Source organism: Mesorhizobium sp. M2E.F.Ca.ET.209.01.1.1 (assembly GCF_004010375.2).
Lineage (GTDB): Bacteria > Pseudomonadota > Alphaproteobacteria > Rhizobiales > Rhizobiaceae > Mesorhizobium.
In genome coordinates this window covers 251,007-273,253 of the sequence record NZ_SADP02000008.1, presented here as the reverse complement: position 1 = coordinate 273,253, position 22,247 = coordinate 251,007, and the positions used below count along the sequence as shown (strand labels likewise).

The window sequence follows — 22,247 nt, the reverse complement described above, 5'->3', positions numbered from 1 at the left end:
AGACAACAATGGCATACAGCGATCCGACCTATGTAATATTTGACGGCGATGAAGACGCTTGGGCATACCGCTTTATGAAAGGGTGGAACGCCAGCGAGAATGTGAGTTTTGAATTCGCGAACGCTCACGATCTGGACAATATGACGGGCCGAGCACAGGACGAAGATTATGTTAAACGCAATCTTCGCAACAGAATGAATGGATCGAGCCAGGTACTTGTCCTGATCGGTGAGAAGACGAAAAACCTTTTTCGCTTCGTGCGCTGGGAAATGGAATTGGCTCTTGATCTAGGTCTGCCGATAATCGCAGCAAACCTTAACGGCTCGCGGCAACAAGATGTGAGCTGTCCGCCTATCATCAGGGACAAATGTGTTGTGCACGTGCCGTTCAAGATGAAGGCCATCAAGCACGCGCTAGCCAATTGGCCGAGCGAATTTCATCGGCTTTCAAACGCTCAGCGTGGCGATGGCGCCAGGAGCTATGGCGAAAGCACCTATCGCGATCTCGGCTTATAATCGCCCACCTAAAAGCACTTAGCCGCCAAAACATCCTCGCCATCCGCTGGCGGCGACTAGCCTTAGCAACGACCGCCAGCCTGTTCCGAGCTTGCCGAGCGATGATAAGAAGACGTCCGATTTGCTGAGTTTGGCAGAAAGCTGCAGGTCATGTGCAACCTATTTGAGGAGCCCCGCTCGAAGCGTCGGATCGTCAGGCACGATCACGTCGCGCGAGGGCGCTGGTTTCGCGAGGAAAAGGAGCGGCTGTTCGACGTTGAGGCTTGATCCAGCGTTTCGAGACTGCACGAGCGGCGAGCATTGATGGAGGCAGCTTTTCAGGCCGCGCAATTCTGTCGGCTGCCCCCTCCTGCGAGCCGCAGCTCGGCTCGCCCTGCGCTGCAACCACGAATCTGCGATCGCAAGAAAGGCAACACGCTGACCGATAGAACTTGGCGGCGCTGGTCGGCTGCGAATCAAGATGTCGATGGCAAGGAGCTCTCGCCGCGCGTCTTTGCCGGGCCGAACCTTCTGGCTCTCGTCCAGCCGCTTGTTGATGGCCGAGATCGACGAGGCCGAGAACTCATGGCCGCACAGCTCTTCGGTGATCGCCTTGACCTTCCGGGTCGACACGCCCTGCACATACATCTCCGCAAGCGTCGCCACCAAGGCCCGCTCGGAACGCTGGTAACGCTCGAAAAGTTCGGTCGAGAAGCGGCCCGCCCGGTCCTGCGGAACCCGCAGCTCAAGCTTGCCGACCCGGGTGACAAGCGTGCGGCCATAGTAACCCGAGCGATAGCCGAGACGCTCCGGCGTGCGCTCGCTCTTCGAAGCACCCAGCGCCTCGTCCATCTCGGCCTCGAGCACCTCCTGCATCACCGCGCGGATCACCTCGTGCAATCCATCCGGATTCGAAAGCAGAATGTCTTTGACGGCAGCGCTGGCGGTCTTACTTTCTGTCTTGGTCATGGTGGCGTTCCTTCCAGGGAATCGGTGACGTTGAACATCACCAGCCTGCCATGACCGCCCTCTCTCAGCGAATTTGCAGAACCCTCAGCACACTACCCAATATCGCCCGCTAATCGGGCACTATGGTGGGCGCATGCGCGTCGTAAGCTGTTCGTGTTTGCAGGACGCGCCCCCGACCCTCGGCTAAGGCGAAGGTGACGCCTTAGTTTTCACGGCAATTCGGGCCGATCCCGCGAATTCCACGGCCAATAACCTGCATTCCCGAGAAACTCGAGGGACGTTTCCGGTATGCTATTTGCTAAACAGGTGGCTGGCCGAGTGCCCTCCGCCAATTTATCGCGAGGAGAGGGACATGCGCTTGAGCAATCTGGGAACCGAGCAACTCCGGGAGAAGGATAGAAGCTTCGTCTTCCATCCTTCTACGCATTTGGCCAAGCACAGCCGAGGCGAAACGCCAAATAGGATTATGGCCGGTGCGGAAGGCGTCTATATCTGGGACACCGAAGGCCGAAGGAGCCTCGACGGTTTCGGAGGACTCTACTGCGTCAACATGGGATATGGATGCACGGAGATCGCCGAGGCCATTGCCAGGCAAGCACACGAATTGCCGTTCGCGCACGTCTATGCCAGCCAAGGTACGGAGCCGGTCGCCCTGTTGGCAGAGGCCGTGGTCGAGTATTTCGGTCAGAACATGCGAAGGGTCTATTTCGGCCTCTCCGGTTCCGATGCCAACGAAACCAACATCAAGCTGGTCTGGTACTATAATAACATTCTTGGCCGGCCCGAAAAGAAAAAGATCATCTCGCGAAATCGCGGCTATCACGGGTCTGGATTGGTCACGGGTAGCCTAACTGGCCTTCCCTTCTTTCACAATTTCTTCGACCTGCCTCTGGATTTGGTGCGCCATACAACCACGCCGCACTATTACCGCCAGGCGCGTGTCGAGGAGAGCGAGGAAGCGTTCTCCCGGCGCTGTGCCGATGAGCTTGAAGCCTTGATCCTGGCCGAAGGACCGGAAACGGTTGCAGCTTTTATCGGAGAGCCGGTACTTGGGACAGGAGGTATTGTGCCGCCCCCCAAAGGGTACTGGACGTCCATTCAAGCGGTGCTCGACAAATACGATATCCTTCTAATCGCGGATGAAGTGGTCTGTGGCTTCGCGCGAACCGGCGAGAAGTTCGGTTCCCACCTGTATAACATGCGTCCGGATTTCGTGACCATCGCAAAGGGTTTGAGTTCCGCCTACCTCCCCATCTCCGGGTCAATCATTGGCGACCGTGTCTGGTCGGTTTTGGAACAAGGAACTGAGAAGCACGGCGCACTCGGCCACGGCTGGACATATTCGGGGCACACGCTTTGTGCCGCAGCCGCGCTCGCCAATATTCGACTGCTTAAAGAAAAAAATATTCTGGAGCATGTCCGCGATGTTGGACCGTATTGGCAAGACCGGATGAAGGCCGAGCTGGCGGGACATCCCATCGTTGGTGAAGTTCGCGGAGTGGGTATCCTGTCGGCCGTAGAGATGATGCGGGACCCAAAACAAAGGATACCATTCGAACCCGACCTTCAGGTCGGGGTGCGCACTGCAGCTGCTCTGTTTGAGAATGGTGTCATCGGACGGGCCATGCCGCATGGCGACATCCTCGGTTATGCCCCCCCCCTGATCATTACCCGAAAAGAGATCGACATCATTGTCGACGCGACGGTAAAGTCGGTCGATACCACCTATCGCGCGCTGAAGGCCGAGGGTGCCGTATGATTTTGCGATCGCGAAGGAGCGAGTCCGGAGGCAGGCATGTCCCTGCGCGCTACTGCGCCGAGCAGACCCAAAACTGTTGAATTCCAGATATCTGATCTTGAGCATGCTCCGGGCTATTTCAGTCACGATTTGTAACCGAATCAGATCTGCCGCCGCTGTCCTGTTGCCCAACGACCAGGACCTCTGTGCGGCGCGCCCTGCGGGTGTACCTCCCCGCCGGCAGGGCGCCCTTTTTGACCCACGTAATCAGTATCATTATGGCCCGTGCGGAATCGAGGGTCTGGTAAAGGTCATCTGCACGTTCCGATGCAGATTGAGCTTAGACGTGCCCTTTACATCATTGCAGCGGGCCACGGTCGCCGGTTCCAAAGTGCGGCAATGCCGATGATTATCTTCCTTCACATCACAAAGAGCAGAATAATCATTGCGGTGAATTTTATCACGTCAGGTATATAAAAGGACGATACTCACACGCCACCCCGTTCACAAGGAAAGGCATTTTAATATTGTTGAGACGATTTGCCTATCAAAGAAAAGAAAGCATCGCAACACTTCTTTGCGGATCACGGCGCCCCGGGTGGGGGATGAGCGGCTATCCGAATTGTTATGCTAATGCCGACCCAAATTCCTGCAAAAGCTGGGGTCAATGATGGCTTTTGGTCAGCGCAGGATGATTTCTCCTGGTTTGGTCGGTGCAGGGGCGGTCATGATTTAATGCATGGAGATTCTCTGATTGAGCTGTTGAGATCATGAGGCGTCTGCCAGACGCCCATCGGGTGAGCCCAGCATGATTGGGATGACCGACGAAGATCGAAAGTGTGGCAGCATTCTGGAGCCCGGTCAGCCCAGCGACGCCCGCGGATTCAATCACGTTTGTCGGGACATACACGACGCAGCCGGAAGGCGTGCAGAAAGAGGAAGAATCGAGCGCGACGATGACGAGGGACATGCCACTTGTTTTCGAGACATTCCTAGAAAGACTGTCACAGAGTGTCGATGAGGCAGATTTCCGGGATGCCATGGCTGAGGCGGCCGGACGACTTGACCTAATCTTCTTTGCCTACCTCTCCTTGCCAGCACGGCCTTCCGGCAAACCGAGGCTAATTTCAAACTATCCACCCCGCTGGACCAGACAGTATCTGGAAAATCAGTATGAGAAACTCGATCCTGTGGTCTTGCGTGCTCGAAATGGCGGCTGCCCGTTTCACTGGGGATCGAATTTCGGAGGCGATAAAATGTCGCCGGCTCAACAGCAGCTATTCGATGAGGCGGCTCAATTCAGCATCTGCTGCGGTTTGACGATCCCAATTGTCGATCTCCGCGGCCGCATCGCTGCGGTTACTTTTGCCGCCGATGAGCCTCGTCCAGTATTTCTTCGGGTCGCTGAGCGGTACGAACAAGCTCTTCAACTGATGGCGGCCTGCTTTCATCGTTGCGTTCGCCGCAAATTGCCGAGCGATCGAACAGTGGATGGGATTTCGCTGACATCCCGCGAATATGAGTGCCTGAGGTGGGCAGCGCGGGGTAATTCAGCCTGGGTGACCGGCCGCATCTTGGGTATCAAGCCACGCACGATCGCTTTTCATTTGGACAATGCCAAGAAGAAGCTAGGCGTGCGAACCCAAAATCAGGCTATAGCCCTTTTGGGGTCCGAAGGGTCCTCAATTCTCTGAGAAGCTTTCTGATCCCCTTGTGCTCGGGCCATTCGATCGCACGCCTTGTATCGAGCGTTGACTGGATGCCAAGATCTTCTGTTCCGCCGGCTCGGGCGATGCAGCCGTATTCTTCCAGTCCGCGCCGGTGCTCATAGTCTATGGGTGCTCGAGCGGGTGTTTCGTCGCTGACGAGCTAGTCGTGCGGTTATATAGTTTCCGAGGATGGCCCGCTTGCATACCTGCCTGCCGGTAATCTCTAAACCCTTAACTTAGGGCGATGGCTGTCGGTTATGCGGCTTGAAAGCGAAGAGGTGGACCCTTCGTCGAGCGCCGGCACGATATGGAGTGCTGCTCCGGGCTAATACCCATCCAGACAGAGCGGAACCTTCTATCACGTCAGACGCTCGGTTGCCAAACCCGATTTCCTGGGAACTTAATTGTGCTCGCCACTGGGGCCATTTTGCCGGGGCTGTAGTGCAGGTCCCGATCAGCCTGACCGTGGCTGCCACAGGAACTGCCTGCTTCTATGACCGAGCACTGCGAATTTGTCAGCTGGCGAACAATTCCTTGTAGCCGCTCGTCACCATCCAGTTCGCACGGTCGAGATGACTACGAAGCGCCTTCCTGGCGCGCTCCGGTTCAAGTGCCGGATCAATGCCGAGGATCAGTTGGGCCATTTCCTCTTCGGGCGCCTCATCGGCTGAGGCGTCCAGGAGCCTCATATAGATGGTAAAGTGCGCCCTGTCGTAGGAGGTAAGACGGTCAGACCAAGGGACTTCGTCGAGCAGTGTTGAGCTTTGAGTCCTATCTGTTCCCGGTGATCGATTCATGTCTGCCGCGAACCTCGCATGTTGATCGCTGGATGCAAGGCAGAATATCCCAAAATGGGATAATCCGAAACGGGGATTAGTCGCTGAGCCGGTCTCTACCTGACCGGTTCACCTAAATGCCCAAATCTCTTCGATCTCCCCGCCACCAGCGGTTTCTGGCCCAGTTGATCTCACTGCGCAATGTCAAAGGGCTGACGCAGGCGCAGGTGGCTGAGAAGCTTGGTCGTCCGCAATCTTTCGTGGCGAAATATGAGGGTGGCGAGCGGCGTCTCGATATCATTGAGTTTCTCGACGTAACTGCGGCCCTCGATGCTGATCCGTGTGAGATTCTGTTGAGCCTGCGCACGTAGTGGGCGCCCGCGCCCTCACCGCGCGTGCCGTGTGCCGGTGGATTGATCCCCGCTTTTCTTGGCTCTGGCGTCTCGACCATTCCGCTGCGCCTCCTAGCGCGTCGTTAGACTCTCGCAATTCTCTCTGTTTGTGCCTTTCCCAGCAGGTGGCGCCGTATCCTTCTAGGCCCGCCGCGGCGTCCCGCAACCCTTAGCCAGCTGTGAGCTTTCAGTAGGTCGTCCATCCGGTCCTCCGGATGCGGTGCGGCTCAGACGGCGCGCCCCTTCCTGTCATGACTCGCCGCCGCACCGCTTCCTGGGAAGCAGCCATTGGCGAGCGGAGGACAAAACGATGAGACCAGCGAAGCGCAGGGCCATCCGCGCCGACTGGAAGTCCTCGCGATCATCTTGGAGCGGCATTCGCGCTGTGGTGATGCGTCGATGCATGGTGGTTGCGCTACTTCGTTGCTTGAAGCGAAGCGACCGCACCGCCCATTTCGTCAATTGGCGAACAAATCCTTGTAGCCGCTCGTCACCACCCAGTTTGCACGGTCGAGATGACTGCGAAGAACGTTCCGTGCGCGCTCCGGTTCGCGTGCCGGATCAATGCCGAGGATCACATGGGCCATTTCCTCTTCAGTGGCGTTGTCGGCTGAGGCGTCCAGGAGCCTCATATAGGTTGTAAAGTGGTCCTTGTCGTAGGGCGTGATGCGGTCCGACCAGGGGACCTCGTCGGCGAACGGCGTGTTCGATCTGGGCTGCAACATCGCTAATTCTATCTCCGGCCGATGGACCCGCGAAGCCCTGTGCCTGCTAAATGTGGATTACATATTATAGTTGATAAACTCAAGCCGCCTGATCCGCTGGCTTGCGTGCATGGATATGCGCAAGTTGGTCGGACGGAATGTGCAGAGGATCAGGCAAAGGAAGCGCCTGACGCAGGAGCAGCTTGCGGAGATTTCCGGGTTCAGTCAGCAGTACATCAGCGGCTTGGAGAAAGGCCGAAGAAATCCGACAATTATCACGATCTATGAACTGGCATTGGCCCTCGGCGTCAGCCACATGGATCTGGTTCGGCCCGACAAACAGGCCTGATGCCCCCGCCCTCCAAGTAGCTGGCGGCCTGATGGCGCGCGCCGGGTGCTTGTGAGCCCACGCTTTTCTTAGGTCCCCCGGCAGCCCCTGCCATTTAGCTCGCCCTCGCGCGGGCGCACCCTATTGGACAGTCGGCCGCTGCGTTTTTGTCAGCTTTTCCTGGGACGTGGGGTGGTCGGCATTCCCTTTTAGGCCCGCCGCGGCCTGCCGCAACCTTCGCTCTCGCTTCAGGTCCTTCTCTTGGTTACGGTCCTTCGGATGCGGTCTGCCTCTTTCAGCGGGCCTAATCGCTTTCTGTCGCCCGCCCCACGGGGACAGGCACGCGAGACTAGTATGGAGCGTTGCGGTTAGCGCGCGAACAGCAAAGGAACCGAAAAAACAGGCAACTGTCGCAGCATGGCTGAACCAGCCATCGTGTCGGCATCTAGGAGTCGCGTGTTCGCCTTGCGCTGACACGAAGCTCAGACATAACGTCCGGGAGACGATGCTGGCAAATAGTCTGGCTGAAGCATTCCACCCACAATACCAAAGCCCGTCCCGATCCAAAGCGCTTCTAAGCCCTCCATCTCAGGCGCGAGGCCTGCTGGCCAGTGCACCTTCTTGGTCCGCCGGAAGAGAGCCCCGCCCTCTCGACAATCGGCTTCATGAGGTCTCGCCCTGCAGTGTCGACCGTAAAAAAGGGCGCGCGAGGCGCCCTTCATTTAAACCGGCAGTCGGGAAGCAGACTTCACTCTGATATTCAAAAGCGGTAGGTGACACCTGCGCCTATCAGCCAGGGATCGAGCTCCGCCTTCCCCGTCAGCTTCGCGCCGGCCACCGTGACGTCGAAGTCCGGCTTCAGGAAAAGCTTCTTCACGTCGAAGTTGAGGCCCCAGTGCTGGTCCACCATGTAGTCGAATCCGACCTGCAGCGCCGTGCCGAACGTGTTCTTCACCTTGAGAGCATCAGCGCTGCCAGTGTCCTGGTTGTAGAAGATCGTGTAGTTCACGCCTGCGCCGACATAAGGTTTGAACGCGCCGAGATCGGTAAAATGGTACTGCAACGTGAGCGTCGGCGGCAGCAGCCAAACTTTGCCGATGTTGCCCAACCCTCCGATCGTCCCTTGGCCCGCGATGTTGGCATAGGTGGTACCGAGTATGAGTTCGGCGGCGATGTTGTCGGTGAAGAAATACGAGATATCGAGTTCCGGCGTCACCGTGTCCGAATACGAAAGACCGGAGCCGGGAAGCGTATCAACGTAGCCCAGATCTTTCGTAACGACGCCCAACGCCCGCAGGCGGATCTGCCAAGGGATTGGCGCTTCGGTGACCGAGGCTCCCGTCTCCGCCAGGACGGTCTCTGCTTGCGCAGGCTCCGCGGCGACGGCCTGCTGTCCCACCATGATCAGGGCCACCGCCGCTGCTGTTGCCCGCGCTACGCCCATTCGCGTTCTCGCCATGAGATTCACTCCTTGATGTTCAGAAAGGATGCACTGCACTATTTCGTCTCCTGCTCGAATGAATTGTTGATGGACCTCAAATGCCCCACTTGCGTTGCAACGCGTTCCGCCGTCTCCGGAAGGTGATCGTTGAAGCCGATTGCGCTGCGGAGAAAATTGGTGCCTAGACTGATGAATGCGGCTTGCTCCCGATTGTCCTCGCCGCAGCCGTGCCCGCCTGCGCTGGCCTCGTAGAAGTAAGCGGGATAGCCAAGAGCCTGCAGTTTTGCGGCCATCTTGCGCGCATGGCCCGGATGGACGCGGTCGTCGCGTTTCGTGGTGGCGATCAGGATAGGCGGATAGGGCTGTCCCGGCGCTGCGGCGTGATAGGCGGAGATTTCCTTCAGGAAAGCCCAATCGTGAACCTTGTCCGGATCGCCATATTCGTCGATCCAGCTCGCGCCCGCCAAGAGCTTGGTGTAGCGACGCATGTCGATAAGCGGTGCTGTGCAGAACAGAGCCCCGAAATGCTCAGGATAGCGGGTCAGCATGTTTGCGATCAGCAGGCCGCCATTTGAGCCACCCTCGGCGGCAATCCGCCTCGGCAGGGTGATGCCCCTTCGCACGAGGTCGGCGGCAACGGCGGCGAAATCGTCATGGGCGAGACGCTTGCCCTCCCTGCGCCCGGCTTCGTGCCAGCGGGTGCCGAACTCGCCGCCGCCGCGGATGTTCGCCTCGACACACGTGCCGCCGCGCTCGAGCCACAGCTTGCCCAGCGGGGAGTTGTAGTAGGGCAGGAGTGATACGCCGAACCCGCCATAAGCGGAAAGGTGAATCGGAGCATCTCCGTTCCCGTTCGCCGGACCAACCTGCGTATAGGGGATCAGCTCATGATCGATAGAGACTGCCTCGTGGCGCGTGACCACCAGTCCGGATGCATCGAAATTCTCCGGGCTGCGCTTCAGGATTGCTGAAGCGCTGAGAGACGGCGCGGCATTGAGATCGAATAGCAAGAGCTGCGGCGGCGTGATCGGATCCTGAGCACAGACCAGGACCTCTCCATTGGCCTCGTGAACTGCCGCATCGAATGACCAGACGTGGACAGTCCCTTCGGCGGGCAGAGTGTCCAGGACTCGGCGCGTCCATTCCTGGTGGCCGGGAGTGAACATCTCGAAACGCGGTACGAGATTGATGAGGTAAGAGATAATGAGCTTCCCGTCATTCCAGAAGAATGACTGCAGGGAGCGCCTTTCCCCTGGTTGAAACAGGGTCTCAAATCGGCGTCCGCCGGCGAGGAAAGAGCAAAGCGAGATGACGATCAGCGCGTCGGCGGGATGGGTGGTGCCTCCCACCGTCCACGGCTTGCGCGGCCTTACCGCCAGCCAGTCGCCGAAGACCCGCCACGACGCGTCACGAGGAAGATCGATCTGCCTCCTCGGCCCGCTCCTGTCGCCGATCCAGCTGATTTCCTCGAAGAAGGCCGGCTTCTCGATGAACCAAAGGCGCTCGCTGCGGCCGGTGCGGTCCGAATGACCAGACACCTTGAGGCTCTCGAACCCGGCCTCGAAGATTACCGGTGTGGTGAGGGGATCCGCGTCACGCTTCCACAGTCGCACGGTGCGCGCATAGCCGGAGCGGGTGGCCATGCCATTACCAAGCGCACTGGAAAGCAGAAGCGTGTCAGGGTCCAGCCAACTAACGTAGCCTTTGGCCTCGGGGAGATTGAAACCGTCGGCGACAAAGCTCAGAGAGATCAGGTCGAATTCGCGATGCACGACCGCGTCGCTGCCGCCGCGCGACAGGCGCAGAACGGCTCTTTCCCGTCTCTCCGGCTCGATGGACGCGCCGTCCCAGATCCAATCCTCTCCGTCGCTAGCCGCGAGAGCATCCAGATCGAGCAGTAGCTCCCATTGGGGATCCGCCTTCATGTAGGCGGCAAGGGTGGTCCGGCGCCACAGTCCGCGTGGATTTCCGGCATCTCGCCAGTAATTGTGGAGGTACTGACCATGGCGCGCGATCAGGGGAAGGTTGTCGCGATTGTCGAAAATGGCTGTCAGAGCCGCGCGGTCGCGCTCGAACTGCGTTCCACCGAAGTGCTTTAGGGTCTTTGCCGACTGGCCGGCGGCCCAGGCAAGTGCCCGCTCGCCCTCTACATTTTCAAGCCAGAGATAGGGATCGTCGTCGGGAGCATCCAGCGTTGGACGGACATCAAATGCGTTCATGTCCGAACGACCTGAGGAATGAAAGTGGAATGGCTTCCGTTTGATCGGGAACGCTCAGTGTTGGTAGCGGCGCCCACATGTTCGAAAAGCGTGATCATTGATGAGTTCTTCCAGTCGGTGCGGCATCGCAGTGCTTTTGCGCATAGGACCGCAACCGACGTGCCAACTGGGAAAATCGTTTCGGAACAATGCGATCGCTCTGGAAGCGTTGTGTCACATGTCCGACATCGTCGAGAATCCGACAACGAGTGCTCCTCCTAATCCCGGGTCAACTCCGGCGCCAGTCGGTGACACCGTGCAGAATTCGAGCAGACGAGCGCCCCCAAGCTCGCGAAGCGCATTGAAATACGTGAGCACTGTCAGATACGGATCGGCGGCATCTTCCCCTTCTTGCGTCGGGCTGGAAGTCAATGCCTGCGCGCCTGCCAGCAGGGTCTGCATGCTCCGAAGAAAGAGGAGTTTAAGCCCGCGACCCTGACTCGCCACACCGACGTAGAGGCGGGCTGGCTCTCGTGCCGATGGCACAGTGCTGGCGAAGAAGCTGTCGGTACGGTGGATGCCGGGTGGCGGAAATACGGCCGTCTCCGAACGATCGAACAAGGCTGCGATCTGTTTCTCCGCCCTTCGGACGGTCGCGGTCGAGGCGACGATTTTTGGACGAATGAGTCCATGAAGACCCGGCCGCGACGACAGCAGGTCGATCGCTGTTTCGTAGAGTGCGGCCGCCGTTCCAAGCGGGCCAGAGATCAGGTGCAGTTCGTCCTGGATGACAAGATCCGGCGGATCGAGCCGATGCCCGTTTCCGAAGGGGCGACCTTCGCCTGGCTCAGACGCGCCGAAGAACCCCTTGTCCGGATCATGCCGATCTACGTGTCCAAAGAATGCGCCGCTCTTGCCAATCCATGGAAGGGAGGCAAATTTGTCCACCGTGGCGATGAGAAATGCGGGAAGACGGCGGTAAATTGGCTCGTCCACCACGAGCACCGGCAGGTGTCGATCCCGCGTGAAGTCGCATTCGGCGTTCTCGCATTTGAGCACTAGATTCTGCGGAGCTGTCCTGTTGGGCGTGAAGTGGAAGCTCTCTGGCTTGAAGGGCTCACCACACCAGGGACATGCCTTCAGTGGCACCGGGGTTTCGTCTTAGGTCTGCTCTGGTACCGCTTCAGCCAGGTCGTCGCGGCGTCCTTGCCGGAAGAATTTCGCGGCTGGATTGTTCGGTGAGGCTGCGCCGCCCACCCAGAGTCCAATCTCGATCGGCCATTCGCCAAGCGTCTTCCGGCCATTGTCATCATGGGTCCGCAGGAGTTCGAGCGCGCAGACGAGACCAGCGGCGTGAGCAGGCGTAACGTGTAGCGCATGATGACGCTGATGCCCGCACCCAGCACGCCAGATCCGCGGAGCCGCCTCGGCACAATCGCATAGGCGGCAAGTCCAAGATATGCTTCCGTCTTGCCGCCGCCGGTCGGAAAAAAAGCAGGTCGACGATCTCGCGCTCACCACTGTTTCGGTCGGTCACGCCAACGAGATTGAGGAGGACGAAGGCTAGCTGGAACGGCCGCCATGTTGGCGGGTCTACATCGCCCGGCAGCTTCTTCTGCCTCGCGCCGGCGGTTGGCCATCGCCATCGCCGTATTCATCAGGCCGAATGCTTCACGCGCCATCGTATCACGCTTAAGGAGATCTATCCCATCGCGAATCCTGCTGCCGGCGGTGTCAACATTTTCCAGAAGCGCCTGGCCCGTCTTTAGCCGTCTCGGCGCAAGCCCTGTCATCAGTCCTTCCTGACTCCGCCGCCACTCGGCGTAAAGTTCAGGCAGTGAATCCAAGGCTGCACTGACCGCTTCGGCTCCGGAAACGGCAGCCCGAGCGAGAGCCTCCATGCCGAACTCGACGCCATCGCTCCTTGCCGGGACGACACGTTCCACCTCCTGCTGCGGAAGGAAATCGGTCCAAACACGCGTCACGGGGAGCGGATCGTTCGTCGCGTCAAGCCGTTCTTGCCAGCCTGCAGATGTGTTGCGACCAACGGCATATTCGCGGACATCGCGATAATGGAGATCGCCCAGCCTAAGGTCGAAATCATCGGACTGGTAGGTGGACAGGTCGCTGCGCGGATAAAATCCATCCGCACATTCGAGCTCGATCCGGGTCTGGAACGCGTAGGCCACGTCCTTGTACGGAGCCTTTGTGCTCCGTCGACGGTTTACCAAGAAGACGGTGATGACGCGCAGACGCTCTTCAGCCCCCTCCGGAGTCTTTTGACGGAGCACACGGTGTCAACGGCGACTTCGATGCCGCCGCCCGGCCTCTGAGTCAGCGCTTTCCGGCAGCAGGATTCCGGACTGGTTCCGAGTGACGTCGAGGACGATCGCGGCTTCGCCGGGAACCCGAACCCAACGGAGGTTCTCGGGCTTTTCTGGCTTTGGCTTGCCCTTTCCCGACAGTTCGGGAATGAGGAGCGCATCGGGCAATGGGGGCTCCGTCTTATAGTTCCCCCATGTTGCGCGCAGCGTGACTTGACTCACCGTTTGCGGAAGAACCACCGTCAACCCTATCGACGACGGAAGAAACCTGTCCCGCGGTGGTTGGTCAGTCGAATCCTTCTCCTCGACCTCCCCCTCGACAGCGGAGTCCAGCATCTCACTGGCGAGAAGGTCGTCGGCGGTTTCTTCGATGGTTTCCTCGCCGTCAGGTATCACAGGCGCAACACCGTCGTAGGCGGGAACGATAAAGCCCCCGGCGTCCCAGCGATTGCTTCTCGGTCAAACTTCGCGTGCGAGATTCTGATCAAGGTCAGGATTCGGGCCGACTAGGTCGCGGCGGAGGATGTCGATCAGCTTGTTTCGTACCTCGAGCGAATTCGTCATGGTGTCGGTCTCTCAAGGTAAAGCTGCGCAGCGTCTGGTCGAGCCATTTTTGGGTATAGGCATCTTTAACAGGACCTTCGGACGATGGCCGATATCGGCGAGGAGCCGCTCCAACGAGACCAGTCTGTCGCGCAAGCCGAGGCGCAGCCCAACGCGAAGACTCGCCTTATCCGGACCGCAAAGGAGCCAAGCGTCGCTGCGCGTGATGGTGTGTCCAGAGCATCTGCTCTCCGGCGTCCAGAAAGCGCATATGGTCGTCACGCAATAGCGCGCTCGCGCGTTCAATGTCGCTGACCGGATGTACGGCTTTAAGTGTCTCTCTCAGAACATTAGCTTCGATCTGCTGTTCGGGCCGCCGCCTCTGGAGCCCTGTCTGGGTTTCGATCTCACACATCTCGACCGTCTCCACCGGGTACCCGCTCGTCAGCGCCTTCCATGCCGACACACGCCAGCACTCGATGATGACGTTGGTATCGACCAGCAACGAACTTCGGTGCCGCGGCATTCACCCGCCTACAACTCGTATGGCGCTTCCACGCTGTGAACTGCAAAGAGGTCCGCAAGATCGTCGATCGAGATGCCGAGCAGGTGCAATACGCGCCTCATCGCCACACGACCCTCATTGACAGCCTTGCCGATCACCTCGACGAACGTCGGGGAGAACAGCGGAAGCAGCGGCTCTTCGGCGGGCTTGCTACGGCCGTTGTTGCGAAGGCGATCTTCGGCGATACCCCTGCCAATATCCTTGTCGATCCAGTCAAGGCCGACCAGCCGCCAGCGCAATGCGGAAGCCGTGACCCTCAATTCATCTGCGACCGCGTTCAGCCGTACGATGAGTTCGTCGCCTGCCAATTCGGACCAATCGCCAACCTTGCCAAGCACAGTTGAAGGCATGAGGAGAGCCGAGGCGAAATTGTCGGCGAGTTGCTCGACCCGGCTACGTTTCTTGGGCACGACATCTTCGACATGATCCGGCGGCATCGCGTCCCAGGTGAGGATGTGGAAAAGCTCGTGAGCGAGGTCGAAATGGCGGCGACCCGCAACCTCGCGGCGATTGATCAACACGACATCCAGTTCCGGCAGGCGGCAGGCGGCGCCCGACACGCCTTCGATCGGATCAACCATCAGGACCAGCATTCCGAGATCCCGCTCCATGACCTCGGCGAGGCGAGCGGCAGGCACGTTTCCTAGCTTATATTCGCCGGCGAACCGGTCGCCCGCAGCCGATGCATCCTCGTAGCTGGATTCTTTTGAAAGACCGAGCGAGCACCTCAGCAGCGGAGCTTCCCTGCCCACTTGTGGCGCGAGCGTACGGAATGCCGCGATCACGCGGCCCGCGTCTTCTTCGTAACCCAGTAGGGCACGACCGATGACGCCGTTCTGACGCCAGGAGAACTTACCTTCGCCGACGAGCAGAAACGGATCGGTGAAAAAGTCCAGCGGAACGCGAAAGATTTCGACGGCGCGAACGAGTTCCTCGGCCGAAAGTCGCCGCTCGCCCGTCTCGATGGCGGAAATGGTCTGGCGGTCCTTGAAGCCGAACAGACGCGCGGCCTCCTCCTGCGAGAGGTTGCGCTGTCTGCGCAGCGCTTTCAAACGGATGCTGATGGTGGGAGTCGACATGTCGCACCTCCGCAATCGCTATAATCTTGCGAATTTTGAAATGCAAGGATATGTCGCGATTTGGACCAGCAAAGCCCCCGTGAGGATCGTGGCTGGCCGTTGATCGGAAACGAATCGGAGGCACCTTCAGGTAACGCACGATGAATTTCACCATTTCCCTTTCTGATGCAGCTCGTCACACTATTACGCTTGCCACACTGGAAGCCTATGTTCTCGGAGATGGTCGTCCGCGCCGAACAAAGCTGGAAACGCTGGGGTATCTTTGGGGCTTCAGTCGCGAGGACTCGAAAGGAACGACCCATTTCCATGTCGATCTTATGAGTCTCAGCATTTCAGCCGAGCGATCACGGAACAGCGTGAAGCCCAACAATCAGGCTGTCCGCCTGAAGAGCGAACTGATGGATCGATGGGCACCACACTTGACGCTCATCGGTGATTTCCACAGTCATCCCTATGAAAATCTTGCCGAGGTACGGGACAGTAGTGGATTCGAGTTTTCGGATGCTGACGAAGCAGCATTTCTAGACGACGACTTCCTGTGGGAGCGGGCTAACAGCCAGCCAATCATGCTGGCAATGACAATCTGCAAGCTGGCGCGGGTCCATGAAAAGCATGCCGCTGAGACCATACGCTCGAACATTGCGCATTTCGACGTGGGTGAATTTCGGTTCTGGTTGAATGCCGCTGTTGGATTCCTAGACGCCTCCGGGTCCAGACGCTGCACTGGGAATCGGCCTTCAAACGTGGAACTCAGAATTGATTCTCGCTTCTACAATTTCTCGAGAGACAGGCTCGTCGTTGCTACCGTGCATTGATTTCCTCGCCTTCTCCTATGGGACCTTAAGTTTCGTGCGGAAAAAACGATTATCAAGAACTCGCCGACGTAAGTCCGGAAATTGGCACGCTACAGGGAGGCCTTACGGTTGGAATGATAATGACACTAGAGCTCATCTTATGACTTGCGAGTCGGTTTCCGATGTAACTACGCGAAATATCAATTCGTCACAGCTATGTCCCTGTGGTTCATGACGGCGGTTTCGGGGGACTATTCTTTTGCAGAACGCTTCTTCGACGCGACACCGCCGAGTGGAAAAATCTCTGAGCGTGTTTCCGCTCCAGAAGAGACGTTGGTTGGAGCCGACGCAAGCATTCTAGACTTCATCCGAGACGCCGACCAAAGGCCGTGTCGGCTAGTTGTTTCCTGACGCCAGACCGAAGGTCTCGTCAGCATTTCAGACATGCAGAAATTGCCAGTGCGAGCAGCGTCCATGGCGGATGCGATAAGGAGACGCTTCGAAACGCCGGGCCGCTGGCTGGAGAAGCTTAGCGCCGAAAGAAGAAAGAAGATTTCTCAAGTGATCGCCGATGCGAAGAGTGATGATGGATTTGTGGACGAGATCCTATTCACTCAGTTCTGCGACAAATCTGATGTTGTTCGAAAAGGAATAGAGCTCCCCCGGAGCGCGACATCGGCCGCCGACGTGTTCCGGCGAGCTGAGAAACTTAGAAATGCTGTTGCGCATGGAAATGACTGTGCCTGGCTCCTTCCGCCGCGAAAAATATCGCAGTGTTGGTCACAGATATGATGATTTTCAAAAGGGAGATTGATGGATAGAAGGCTTGCTCTGCACAGTTGCCTTTTTGGTGCGTTGGGAGACTGTCGACAGCGCGGCCCTTGCGTGTTGGATAAAGCCGCAAACCGGTTGCAAGAAATTCCGTTCGGATCGACGAAAATGACGGTGGCCGCCATCCCATGCACCTGCATCATGCCATTCAAGGCCGAGGCTCTGGTCGAGGTCACCTCATTGAGGATGACGGCGGCCTGAATTGCCTGGATCAAGCAGCCAACCGTGGTACGCGACACCTCATTTATTGAATTGAGGGTGGGTCCGGTGTTCCGGCATTGAAGTCCTGATATCAATTGTGCGACAGGCTGCCTCATCGAACCGCTGGCGGAGGCAAGCGTGGGCTGCAGTACCAGATCACAGGCATGCCGCCAGCGAGGCCCTCCCATGTGCTTAATGGCCATGCCGCCAAGATCGAATTCGCTACCGGCATGAAACCTTGGTGTGGTGGAGGTGTTGAGAGGCACCTGCGCCAGGCTGGCGAACGGTTAGTAGCGGGCAAAACCCGTAGCTCAGCTCATAGCCCGCCTAAACAAAGGCGGGCATCGTACAAGGCCGCAGTCCTTCGGACTTAGGTCCAAAAGAGCGGCCCAGGTGATTTCGCAAGCCGGGCGGGGTTTGCGCCGTTCGCATCAAGAGCTGTCCGCCCGGCCAGTTCTGTCCCTCACATAAGCTGGCGGTCAGCCGCAAACGGTATACCAGCTGTCGAATCGGCCATTGTTTGGAACCGCACACAGAGCGCCGTAACAAACCTTCTCACCCTTGAAGTAGGCCAGGAACTGCAGCAAATGGGATATTTCGCGCTGTTCATCTTCGTCCCGGATAAGCTCCGGACCGCCCTGCGACTTCAGTGCCAGTTCGATCAACTCGATCGCCCGATCTTTGTTGCCGCTCTCGTGATAGTAGAGGGCTGCCAAACGATAGGGCAGGAGCTTACGTTTGTCGCTTTCCGGGGGATTCAGTGCCAGGATGTGTTCGGACAGCTGTTTTCCCATCGCCAAGCGCTCAGCAGACGGAAAGTGCGAATGGTCATAGTTCGGAAAGAAGAGCTCGTCTAACGCCGCAACCATCCAATTCTCGGAGTTTCTGTTGATCGCGTCGCGAACGAATTGGCGCATGACGGGCAAGCCGACCTGCATGTCCTTCATTTTGTGAAGCAACAGATTCACATGAGAACGGCGGAAACCGAGGTTGTCCGGCATCAAGGCGATGCCTTCTTCGATCGCCGAGAGCGCCGTCCTCCAATTCTTTTTCTCCACCGCCGCCCGATATCTGTCATTGATCGGCTTCTTCAGCGCTTGTTCGCGCGCTATGGGTTCGCCTTCCGCGATCCGCTCCGCATCGGCGGATTTTGCTTTATCGCTGGTGCGCCAGCTGCCGTTAAGCACCTTCGGCAAGACCTCATCGAGTTCCGTCGGTGCACCAATAAAGGCGATGCAGCCGTCTCGGTCGACCACGAAACTGGTGGGAATCCAGAAAGAAAAGCTGGGCTCCATCCAAAGCTTGTCCATTTCGCCTGTCGAGTCGAATGCGATCCGATAGTTCAGATTCGGGAACTTTTCCGTCAACCAAGCGTCCAACGTGCTTCGGGCCTCATCGGCCGTTGGAGCGCGTTCACTAGCCGCGACTCCTACGATCTCAACGCCGCTTTCCCTGTATTTCTCCTGCAGCTGCATCAGATGGGGCATCCCGTCCACACACGAACCGCACCAAGTTGCCCAAAATTCGACGATGTACACTTTGCCAGGCTCGAAGCTGGTGAGGGGCTCGCCACGCAGCCAGGTTTCCGCTTGAATCGAAGGAGCCGGGGACTCGATCTGCAACACCACGTTGTTCTCCAAAGCCGTTGTCAAAGGTTGTGAGATTTTCTGCACGAGCTTATTTCCCTCTCAGAGACGGCACACGGTTCAGGGGAGAGAACATCCTCGTCTGCTCCATTGCATACCGTCCTGCTGCAAGCGTTGCAAGGTCCATGCCAGCGGGCTCAGCGCGCAAGTGCATGAATATGCTTTGAAAAACCTCCGTAGTGCCCGGATGGCGGTTGGATTGAACCTGACAAATTTCTGCCTTTGTCAGGTTTTGAACGCGCATTGCCCGTGTTTCGCGCCGCCAGAAAAGCGTGGCCCATCCGCACGATCCTGAAGCCCAAACCGTCGAACCCGTGCGACACCGCCGCAATCATGTCGCGCCATGCATCGATGCCAAGCGCCTCGGCGTTGAGCTCGCAGCACGCCAGAGACATCATCGACGAGACGTTCAAGCTCTACCCGGGAACGGGAAAACGGCCCGAGGTTTGGCCTTGGTCGGGACGGCCGAACGGCAATATCGCCGAGAGGGAAAGACGCAGAAGAAGATCATCACACCCGGCGAGCCGAAAGTGTCGGCAAGCCATCGCAGAAGGCAGCAAACATGCAGGCCCAGACGTATCGCTGGGCGATCTGAGGGAGTGGCATACGTCGCGCGCCTGGTGCAGAAATTGCTCGCATCATGCCGAAGTAAGGTCGGCCGCGCTAATCCGCCGGTATGGCAAAGGCGCGCTATTCAGCACGGTCGAGGGCACTTGGTTGCCCGGGAATTGAACCGGCTCATCACTGGTCAGTGACAATGCCAGCGAGTTCATCTCGAACGCCATCCTCTCCTGCGCGGATCAGAACCGGTCGAATGGCATTCCATGCGCATGGCAAGCATCGCTATCGCCTGTGGCGCGCCGACTGCAACACCGCGCGGCCGCACTCCCAAATCGCCTGGCAGACATCGGCCGAGTTCGCCACCACCTTCAACCCGCGACGGTCGCTCGCGCTGCGCTATGCGAAAGGTTCCGCGCCAGCGCCCGTCGCTTCACCCGCCCAGCAGCGCACAACCCACGCCGGAAACGAACCCAAAACTGGAGAAACTCGGGGCGACGTCATTTAGATTCCACCCATGCAGAGGTACTTCATTCCGAGGTAGTCTTCGAGCCCGTGGCGGGAACCCTCCCGCCCGATGCCGGACTGCTTCAAGCCGCCAAAGGGCGCCGCTTCCGAAGACATACGCCCGTATTGATGCCAATCATGCCATCCAATGCCTCGGCCACGCGCCAGACACGCCTCAGGTTCGAGGCATGGAAATAGGCGGCGAGCCCGTAATCGTGTCGTTTGCCTCACAGATGACCTGATCCGCATCGTGGAAGCGGATGATCGGCGCCAACGGCCCGAAAGTCTCCTCTTGCGCAACCGCCATGATGCTGGAGATCTCGGTGAAGACTGTGGGTTTGAAAAAGGTGCCATCCTTGCCGATATGTTCGGCCGCGCATCGAATTATCCCACCTTTGGCAACGGCATCTGCGATGTGGGACTCGATCTTGGCCAAAGCATGCATGTCGATGAGTGGTCCGACGTCCACTCCCGGAGCGAAGCCGTCGCCAACCGATAAGTGCCGGACTTTCTCCACGAACTTCTCGACGAACTCATCGTGAACGCTCGATTGGACGTAAAGCCGGTTCGATGAAACGCGCAAGTCTGGCCGGCATTGCGGAACTTCGCCTGGATCGCGCCGTCAACCGCAGCGTCAATATCCGCGTCATCGAAGACGATGAAGGGCGCATTGCCGCCGAGCTCGAGGCTGACCTTCTTGATCTGGTCCGAGCGCTGGCGCATGAGCAGTCGGCCAACCGCGGTGGAGCCTGTAAAGCTGATCTTTCGGACCTTGGCATTGGAGCAGAGTTCGCGGCCCCACGCGACCACCTTCGGTCGCATAGACCCAGGTTGACGACGACGTCAGGAAAAGCCGGCTTGCTGCGCGAGGGCAAACATTGCACCTAGCCGTGCCACGCCACGATCAGATCGAGCGCGGCTTCGTTGCGTGCGGGTTCTGTGGTCAGTGGAGGGCGGAGGAAAAAGCGCTCGGCGTGCTCGCCCTCGCGATACCGCTGGTTCGCGCCGGCAAGCGCCCATGTCGCGTCGGCAGCGCCCTGGGCGCTGCCGTATTGTTCTATGAGGCGGTTCGCGATTGCCTCGCGCATCGTCTCGCCGATGGATGCCGCGTGTTCGCTGCGCAGGCGGAAAGCTTCGAGGAAGCGCTGGCGCATCGAGGAGACGTCGATCCGGAATTCTCCCATTCCATCATCGACAACCGCTTGAGCGACTGATGGGTGGTCGGGAGCTGCGTTCTGAATGATTTCCAGCAAGCGCAAGCGCGTGCGCTGTATTCGTCGCCCGCTCAGGAACAGGCGGCCATCCCGGGTCGGGCCGAGAAGCACAGCGCTCGCCGCCGAGAGGTAAGCGTTGGGATACAGGTATTTGGCGATGGCGTGCTTGAGTATCATGGCCTCGATATCCTCCCCGGCATCGAGATAGATGCCGCGCATTAACTGGACGAGCTTGCCCGTTTCAGCCTGATAGTGGCTGCGGGTTTTATCGATGTTTTCACAACGAGGTGAAGGGCCATTTCTAAAGTTCCCTGAGATACGGGAAAGCTAGCATAATCATCATATTCAAGAGTTTCTAACTTTCCCGTATTTGGTATACGCAAAAGTTAGAATACTTTCTCGGAACGACGGCATTCTTCGGGGCGGGAAATCGAATCACGGGAGAGAACCTGGTCTGCGAGGGCGCGCAGGCAGTCTCAAGGCGTTCATTCTGCCACACCATAATCGGATCAGCCACACGTAGTTCGGCGAGTCCTTCAGCTATTGTAGAGCGTGGGATTATTCGCTGTCACGGGCCAACGCCCGGCCGAAAGCAGCTTCTTCGCCGCCGCCCTGCCTGGTCGAGGATCACCTGCTCGATGAGGGCCGGGCGGCGCTGGATGTAGTCCATGCCGAGTTTGTCGAGCTGCAACCCGACAAGCGTGGCGGAAATCGACCTGGAGGAACCCAGATTGTCGATAGCATAGGCGCCGATCAGATACTTCTTGCTCGCTTCGAGTTCGGCCGCTGTTGGGCCTGTGTCCACCAGCTCGTTGATTGGTTGTGTTATCAGGTCGAGCGTCTCGGCCGCCCTGTCGGCGCGCGTCGACGTCGTCACGACAAGCATGTTGGAATGCTGGTAGCCTTCCAAGCTGGACGAGACACCGTAGGCAAGGCCGCGCTTTTCGCGCACTTCCTGGAACAGACGTGAGGTAAATCGTGAGCCTCCGACTATATCGTTCATCAGCTGTCCCGCGTAGAATTCCGGGTCGTTGCGTCCAATGGCGGGAAAGGCCAGCTGGAGCGAAGTCTGGTGGAGGGCGTATGCGACCTGCGTCCGCTCGGCGCTTCGGGGTGACATCAGGTACGGGGGCGAGCGCCTGTTTCTGAGGCAAATCGCCGAACAGCTGGTCGAGCCTTGCTCTCAGGGCTTTGGCATCTATGTCGCCTACGACCGCCACATGCAGCCCGTCGCGG

The 22,247-nt window shown here is 58.5% G+C and carries 19 protein-coding genes and 5 pseudogenes; 8 read left to right on the top strand and 16 right to left on the bottom strand.

Annotated features, from left to right (window positions below):
• The first annotated feature begins 8 nt into the window (after positions 1-8).
• Positions 9-515 (top strand): TIR domain-containing protein, encoded by a 507-nt coding sequence (locus EN852_RS17510; protein ID WP_126097358.1) that lies wholly within the window; start codon positions 9-11, stop codon positions 513-515.
• Between the two features lie 513 nt (positions 516-1,028).
• Here EN852_RS17510 and EN852_RS17505 read toward each other — a convergent pair.
• Positions 1,029-1,463 (bottom strand): annotated as a pseudogene (locus EN852_RS17505) (transposase); the annotation flags it as partial.
• A gap of 352 nt (positions 1,464-1,815) precedes the next feature.
• Between EN852_RS17505 and EN852_RS17500 the strand changes: the two are divergent.
• Both EN852_RS17500 and EN852_RS17495 read left to right on the top strand, forming a co-directional pair.
• Positions 1,816-3,222, top strand: coding sequence for an aminotransferase (locus tag EN852_RS17500; protein ID WP_063169303.1), 1,407 nt, complete (start codon positions 1,816-1,818; stop codon positions 3,220-3,222).
• Positions 3,223-4,157: 935 nt separating this feature from the next.
• On the top strand, positions 4,158-4,895 hold the full coding sequence (locus tag EN852_RS17495) for a LuxR family transcriptional regulator (protein ID WP_126102498.1): 738 nt from the start codon (positions 4,158-4,160) through the stop codon (positions 4,893-4,895).
• A gap of 530 nt (positions 4,896-5,425) precedes the next feature.
• On the opposite strand, the gene EN852_RS17490 is transcribed toward EN852_RS17495, so the two are convergent.
• Positions 5,426-5,707 (bottom strand): DUF2285 domain-containing protein, encoded by a 282-nt coding sequence (locus EN852_RS17490; RefSeq protein ID WP_126097359.1) that lies wholly within the window; start codon positions 5,705-5,707, stop codon positions 5,426-5,428.
• Between the two features lie 116 nt (positions 5,708-5,823).
• Here EN852_RS17490 and EN852_RS17485 point away from each other — a divergent pair, with 116 nt between their 5' ends.
• Complete coding sequence (locus EN852_RS17485) at positions 5,824-6,057, top strand: helix-turn-helix transcriptional regulator (protein ID WP_126097360.1); 234 nt, start codon at positions 5,824-5,826, stop codon at positions 6,055-6,057.
• Between the two features lie 479 nt (positions 6,058-6,536).
• On the opposite strand, the gene EN852_RS17480 is transcribed toward EN852_RS17485, so the two are convergent.
• Positions 6,537-6,803: a DUF2285 domain-containing protein gene (locus EN852_RS17480; protein ID WP_126097361.1), complete on the bottom strand. Its 267-nt coding sequence runs from the start codon at positions 6,801-6,803 to the stop codon at positions 6,537-6,539.
• A gap of 109 nt (positions 6,804-6,912) precedes the next feature.
• Between EN852_RS17480 and EN852_RS17475 the strand changes: the two genes are divergently transcribed.
• Positions 6,913-7,131: a helix-turn-helix transcriptional regulator gene (locus tag EN852_RS17475; protein WP_029354714.1), complete on the top strand. Its 219-nt coding sequence runs from the start codon at positions 6,913-6,915 to the stop codon at positions 7,129-7,131.
• Positions 7,132-7,870: 739 nt separating this feature from the next.
• On the opposite strand, the gene EN852_RS17470 is transcribed toward EN852_RS17475, so the two are convergent.
• The 7 genes from EN852_RS17470 to EN852_RS17440 all read right to left on the bottom strand — a co-directional run bounded on the left by EN852_RS17470 (position 7,871) and on the right by EN852_RS17440 (position 15,260).
• On the bottom strand, positions 7,871-8,569 hold the full coding sequence (locus EN852_RS17470) for an OmpW family protein (protein WP_126097362.1): 699 nt from the start codon (positions 8,567-8,569) through the stop codon (positions 7,871-7,873).
• Between the two features lie 38 nt (positions 8,570-8,607).
• On the bottom strand, positions 8,608-10,770 hold the full coding sequence (locus tag EN852_RS17465; RefSeq protein WP_126097363.1) for a prolyl oligopeptidase family serine peptidase: 2,163 nt from the start codon (positions 10,768-10,770) through the stop codon (positions 8,608-8,610).
• Positions 10,771-10,983: 213 nt separating this feature from the next.
• Positions 10,984-11,898 carry a hypothetical protein gene (locus EN852_RS17460; RefSeq protein WP_126097364.1) on the bottom strand — a complete coding sequence of 305 codons (915 nt, stop codon included), beginning with the start codon at positions 11,896-11,898 and terminating at the stop codon, positions 10,984-10,986.
• 365 nt (positions 11,899-12,263) lie between these two features.
• Positions 12,264-12,938, bottom strand: coding sequence for a hypothetical protein (locus EN852_RS17455; protein ID WP_127275150.1), 675 nt, complete (start codon positions 12,936-12,938; stop codon positions 12,264-12,266).
• 108 nt (positions 12,939-13,046) lie between these two features.
• Entirely contained in the window at positions 13,047-13,469 is a 423-nt protein-coding gene (locus tag EN852_RS17450; RefSeq protein ID WP_126097366.1) for a hypothetical protein, read from the bottom strand.
• Positions 13,470-13,803: 334 nt separating this feature from the next.
• Positions 13,804-14,121, bottom strand: coding sequence for a hypothetical protein (locus EN852_RS17445; RefSeq protein WP_126097367.1), 318 nt, complete (start codon positions 14,119-14,121; stop codon positions 13,804-13,806).
• A 29-nt stretch (positions 14,122-14,150) separates the two neighbouring features.
• Complete coding sequence (locus EN852_RS17440) at positions 14,151-15,260, bottom strand: XRE family transcriptional regulator (protein WP_126097368.1); 1,110 nt, start codon at positions 15,258-15,260, stop codon at positions 14,151-14,153.
• Positions 15,261-15,400: 140 nt separating this feature from the next.
• On the opposite strand from EN852_RS17440, the gene EN852_RS17435 reads away from it, so the two are divergent.
• Together EN852_RS17435 and EN852_RS42395 are read left to right on the top strand one after the other, a co-directional pair.
• Positions 15,401-16,075, top strand: coding sequence for a hypothetical protein (locus tag EN852_RS17435; RefSeq protein WP_126097369.1), 675 nt, complete (start codon positions 15,401-15,403; stop codon positions 16,073-16,075).
• A 423-nt stretch (positions 16,076-16,498) separates the two neighbouring features.
• Entirely contained in the window at positions 16,499-16,846 is a 348-nt protein-coding gene (locus EN852_RS42395; protein WP_245464223.1) for a hypothetical protein, read from the top strand.
• Positions 16,847-17,565: 719 nt separating this feature from the next.
• Here the strand turns inward: EN852_RS42395 and EN852_RS17425 are convergent.
• Positions 17,566-18,759, bottom strand: coding sequence for a TlpA disulfide reductase family protein (locus EN852_RS17425; protein ID WP_245458614.1), 1,194 nt, complete (start codon positions 18,757-18,759; stop codon positions 17,566-17,568).
• A gap of 110 nt (positions 18,760-18,869) precedes the next feature.
• Positions 18,870-19,145 (bottom strand): hypothetical protein, encoded by a 276-nt coding sequence (locus tag EN852_RS17420; RefSeq protein ID WP_126097371.1) that lies wholly within the window; start codon positions 19,143-19,145, stop codon positions 18,870-18,872.
• A gap of 331 nt (positions 19,146-19,476) precedes the next feature.
• On the opposite strand from EN852_RS17420, the pseudogene EN852_RS17410 reads away from it, so the two are divergent.
• A pseudogene (locus tag EN852_RS17410) lies at positions 19,477-19,798 on the top strand (hypothetical protein); the annotation flags it as partial.
• On the opposite strand, the pseudogene EN852_RS17405 reads toward EN852_RS17410, so the two are convergent.
• The 4 genes and pseudogenes from EN852_RS17405 to EN852_RS43340 all read right to left on the bottom strand — a co-directional run.
• Positions 19,795-20,694, bottom strand: a pseudogene (locus EN852_RS17405) (aldehyde dehydrogenase family protein); the annotation flags it as partial. The pseudogenes EN852_RS17410 and EN852_RS17405 sit on opposite strands and share 4 nt — an antisense overlap.
• A pseudogene (locus EN852_RS17400) lies at positions 20,685-21,310 on the bottom strand (type II toxin-antitoxin system HipA family toxin); the annotation flags it as partial. The pseudogenes EN852_RS17400 and EN852_RS17405, both read right to left, overlap by 10 nt.
• 269 nt (positions 21,311-21,579) lie before the next feature.
• A complete protein-coding gene (locus EN852_RS43345; RefSeq protein WP_335930839.1) occupies positions 21,580-22,131 on the bottom strand; it encodes an insulinase family protein in 552 nt (183 codons plus the stop codon).
• A gap of 49 nt (positions 22,132-22,180) precedes the next feature.
• Positions 22,181-22,237: pseudogene (locus EN852_RS43340) on the bottom strand (hypothetical protein); the annotation flags it as partial.
• Between the last annotated feature and the right edge of the window lie 10 nt (positions 22,238-22,247).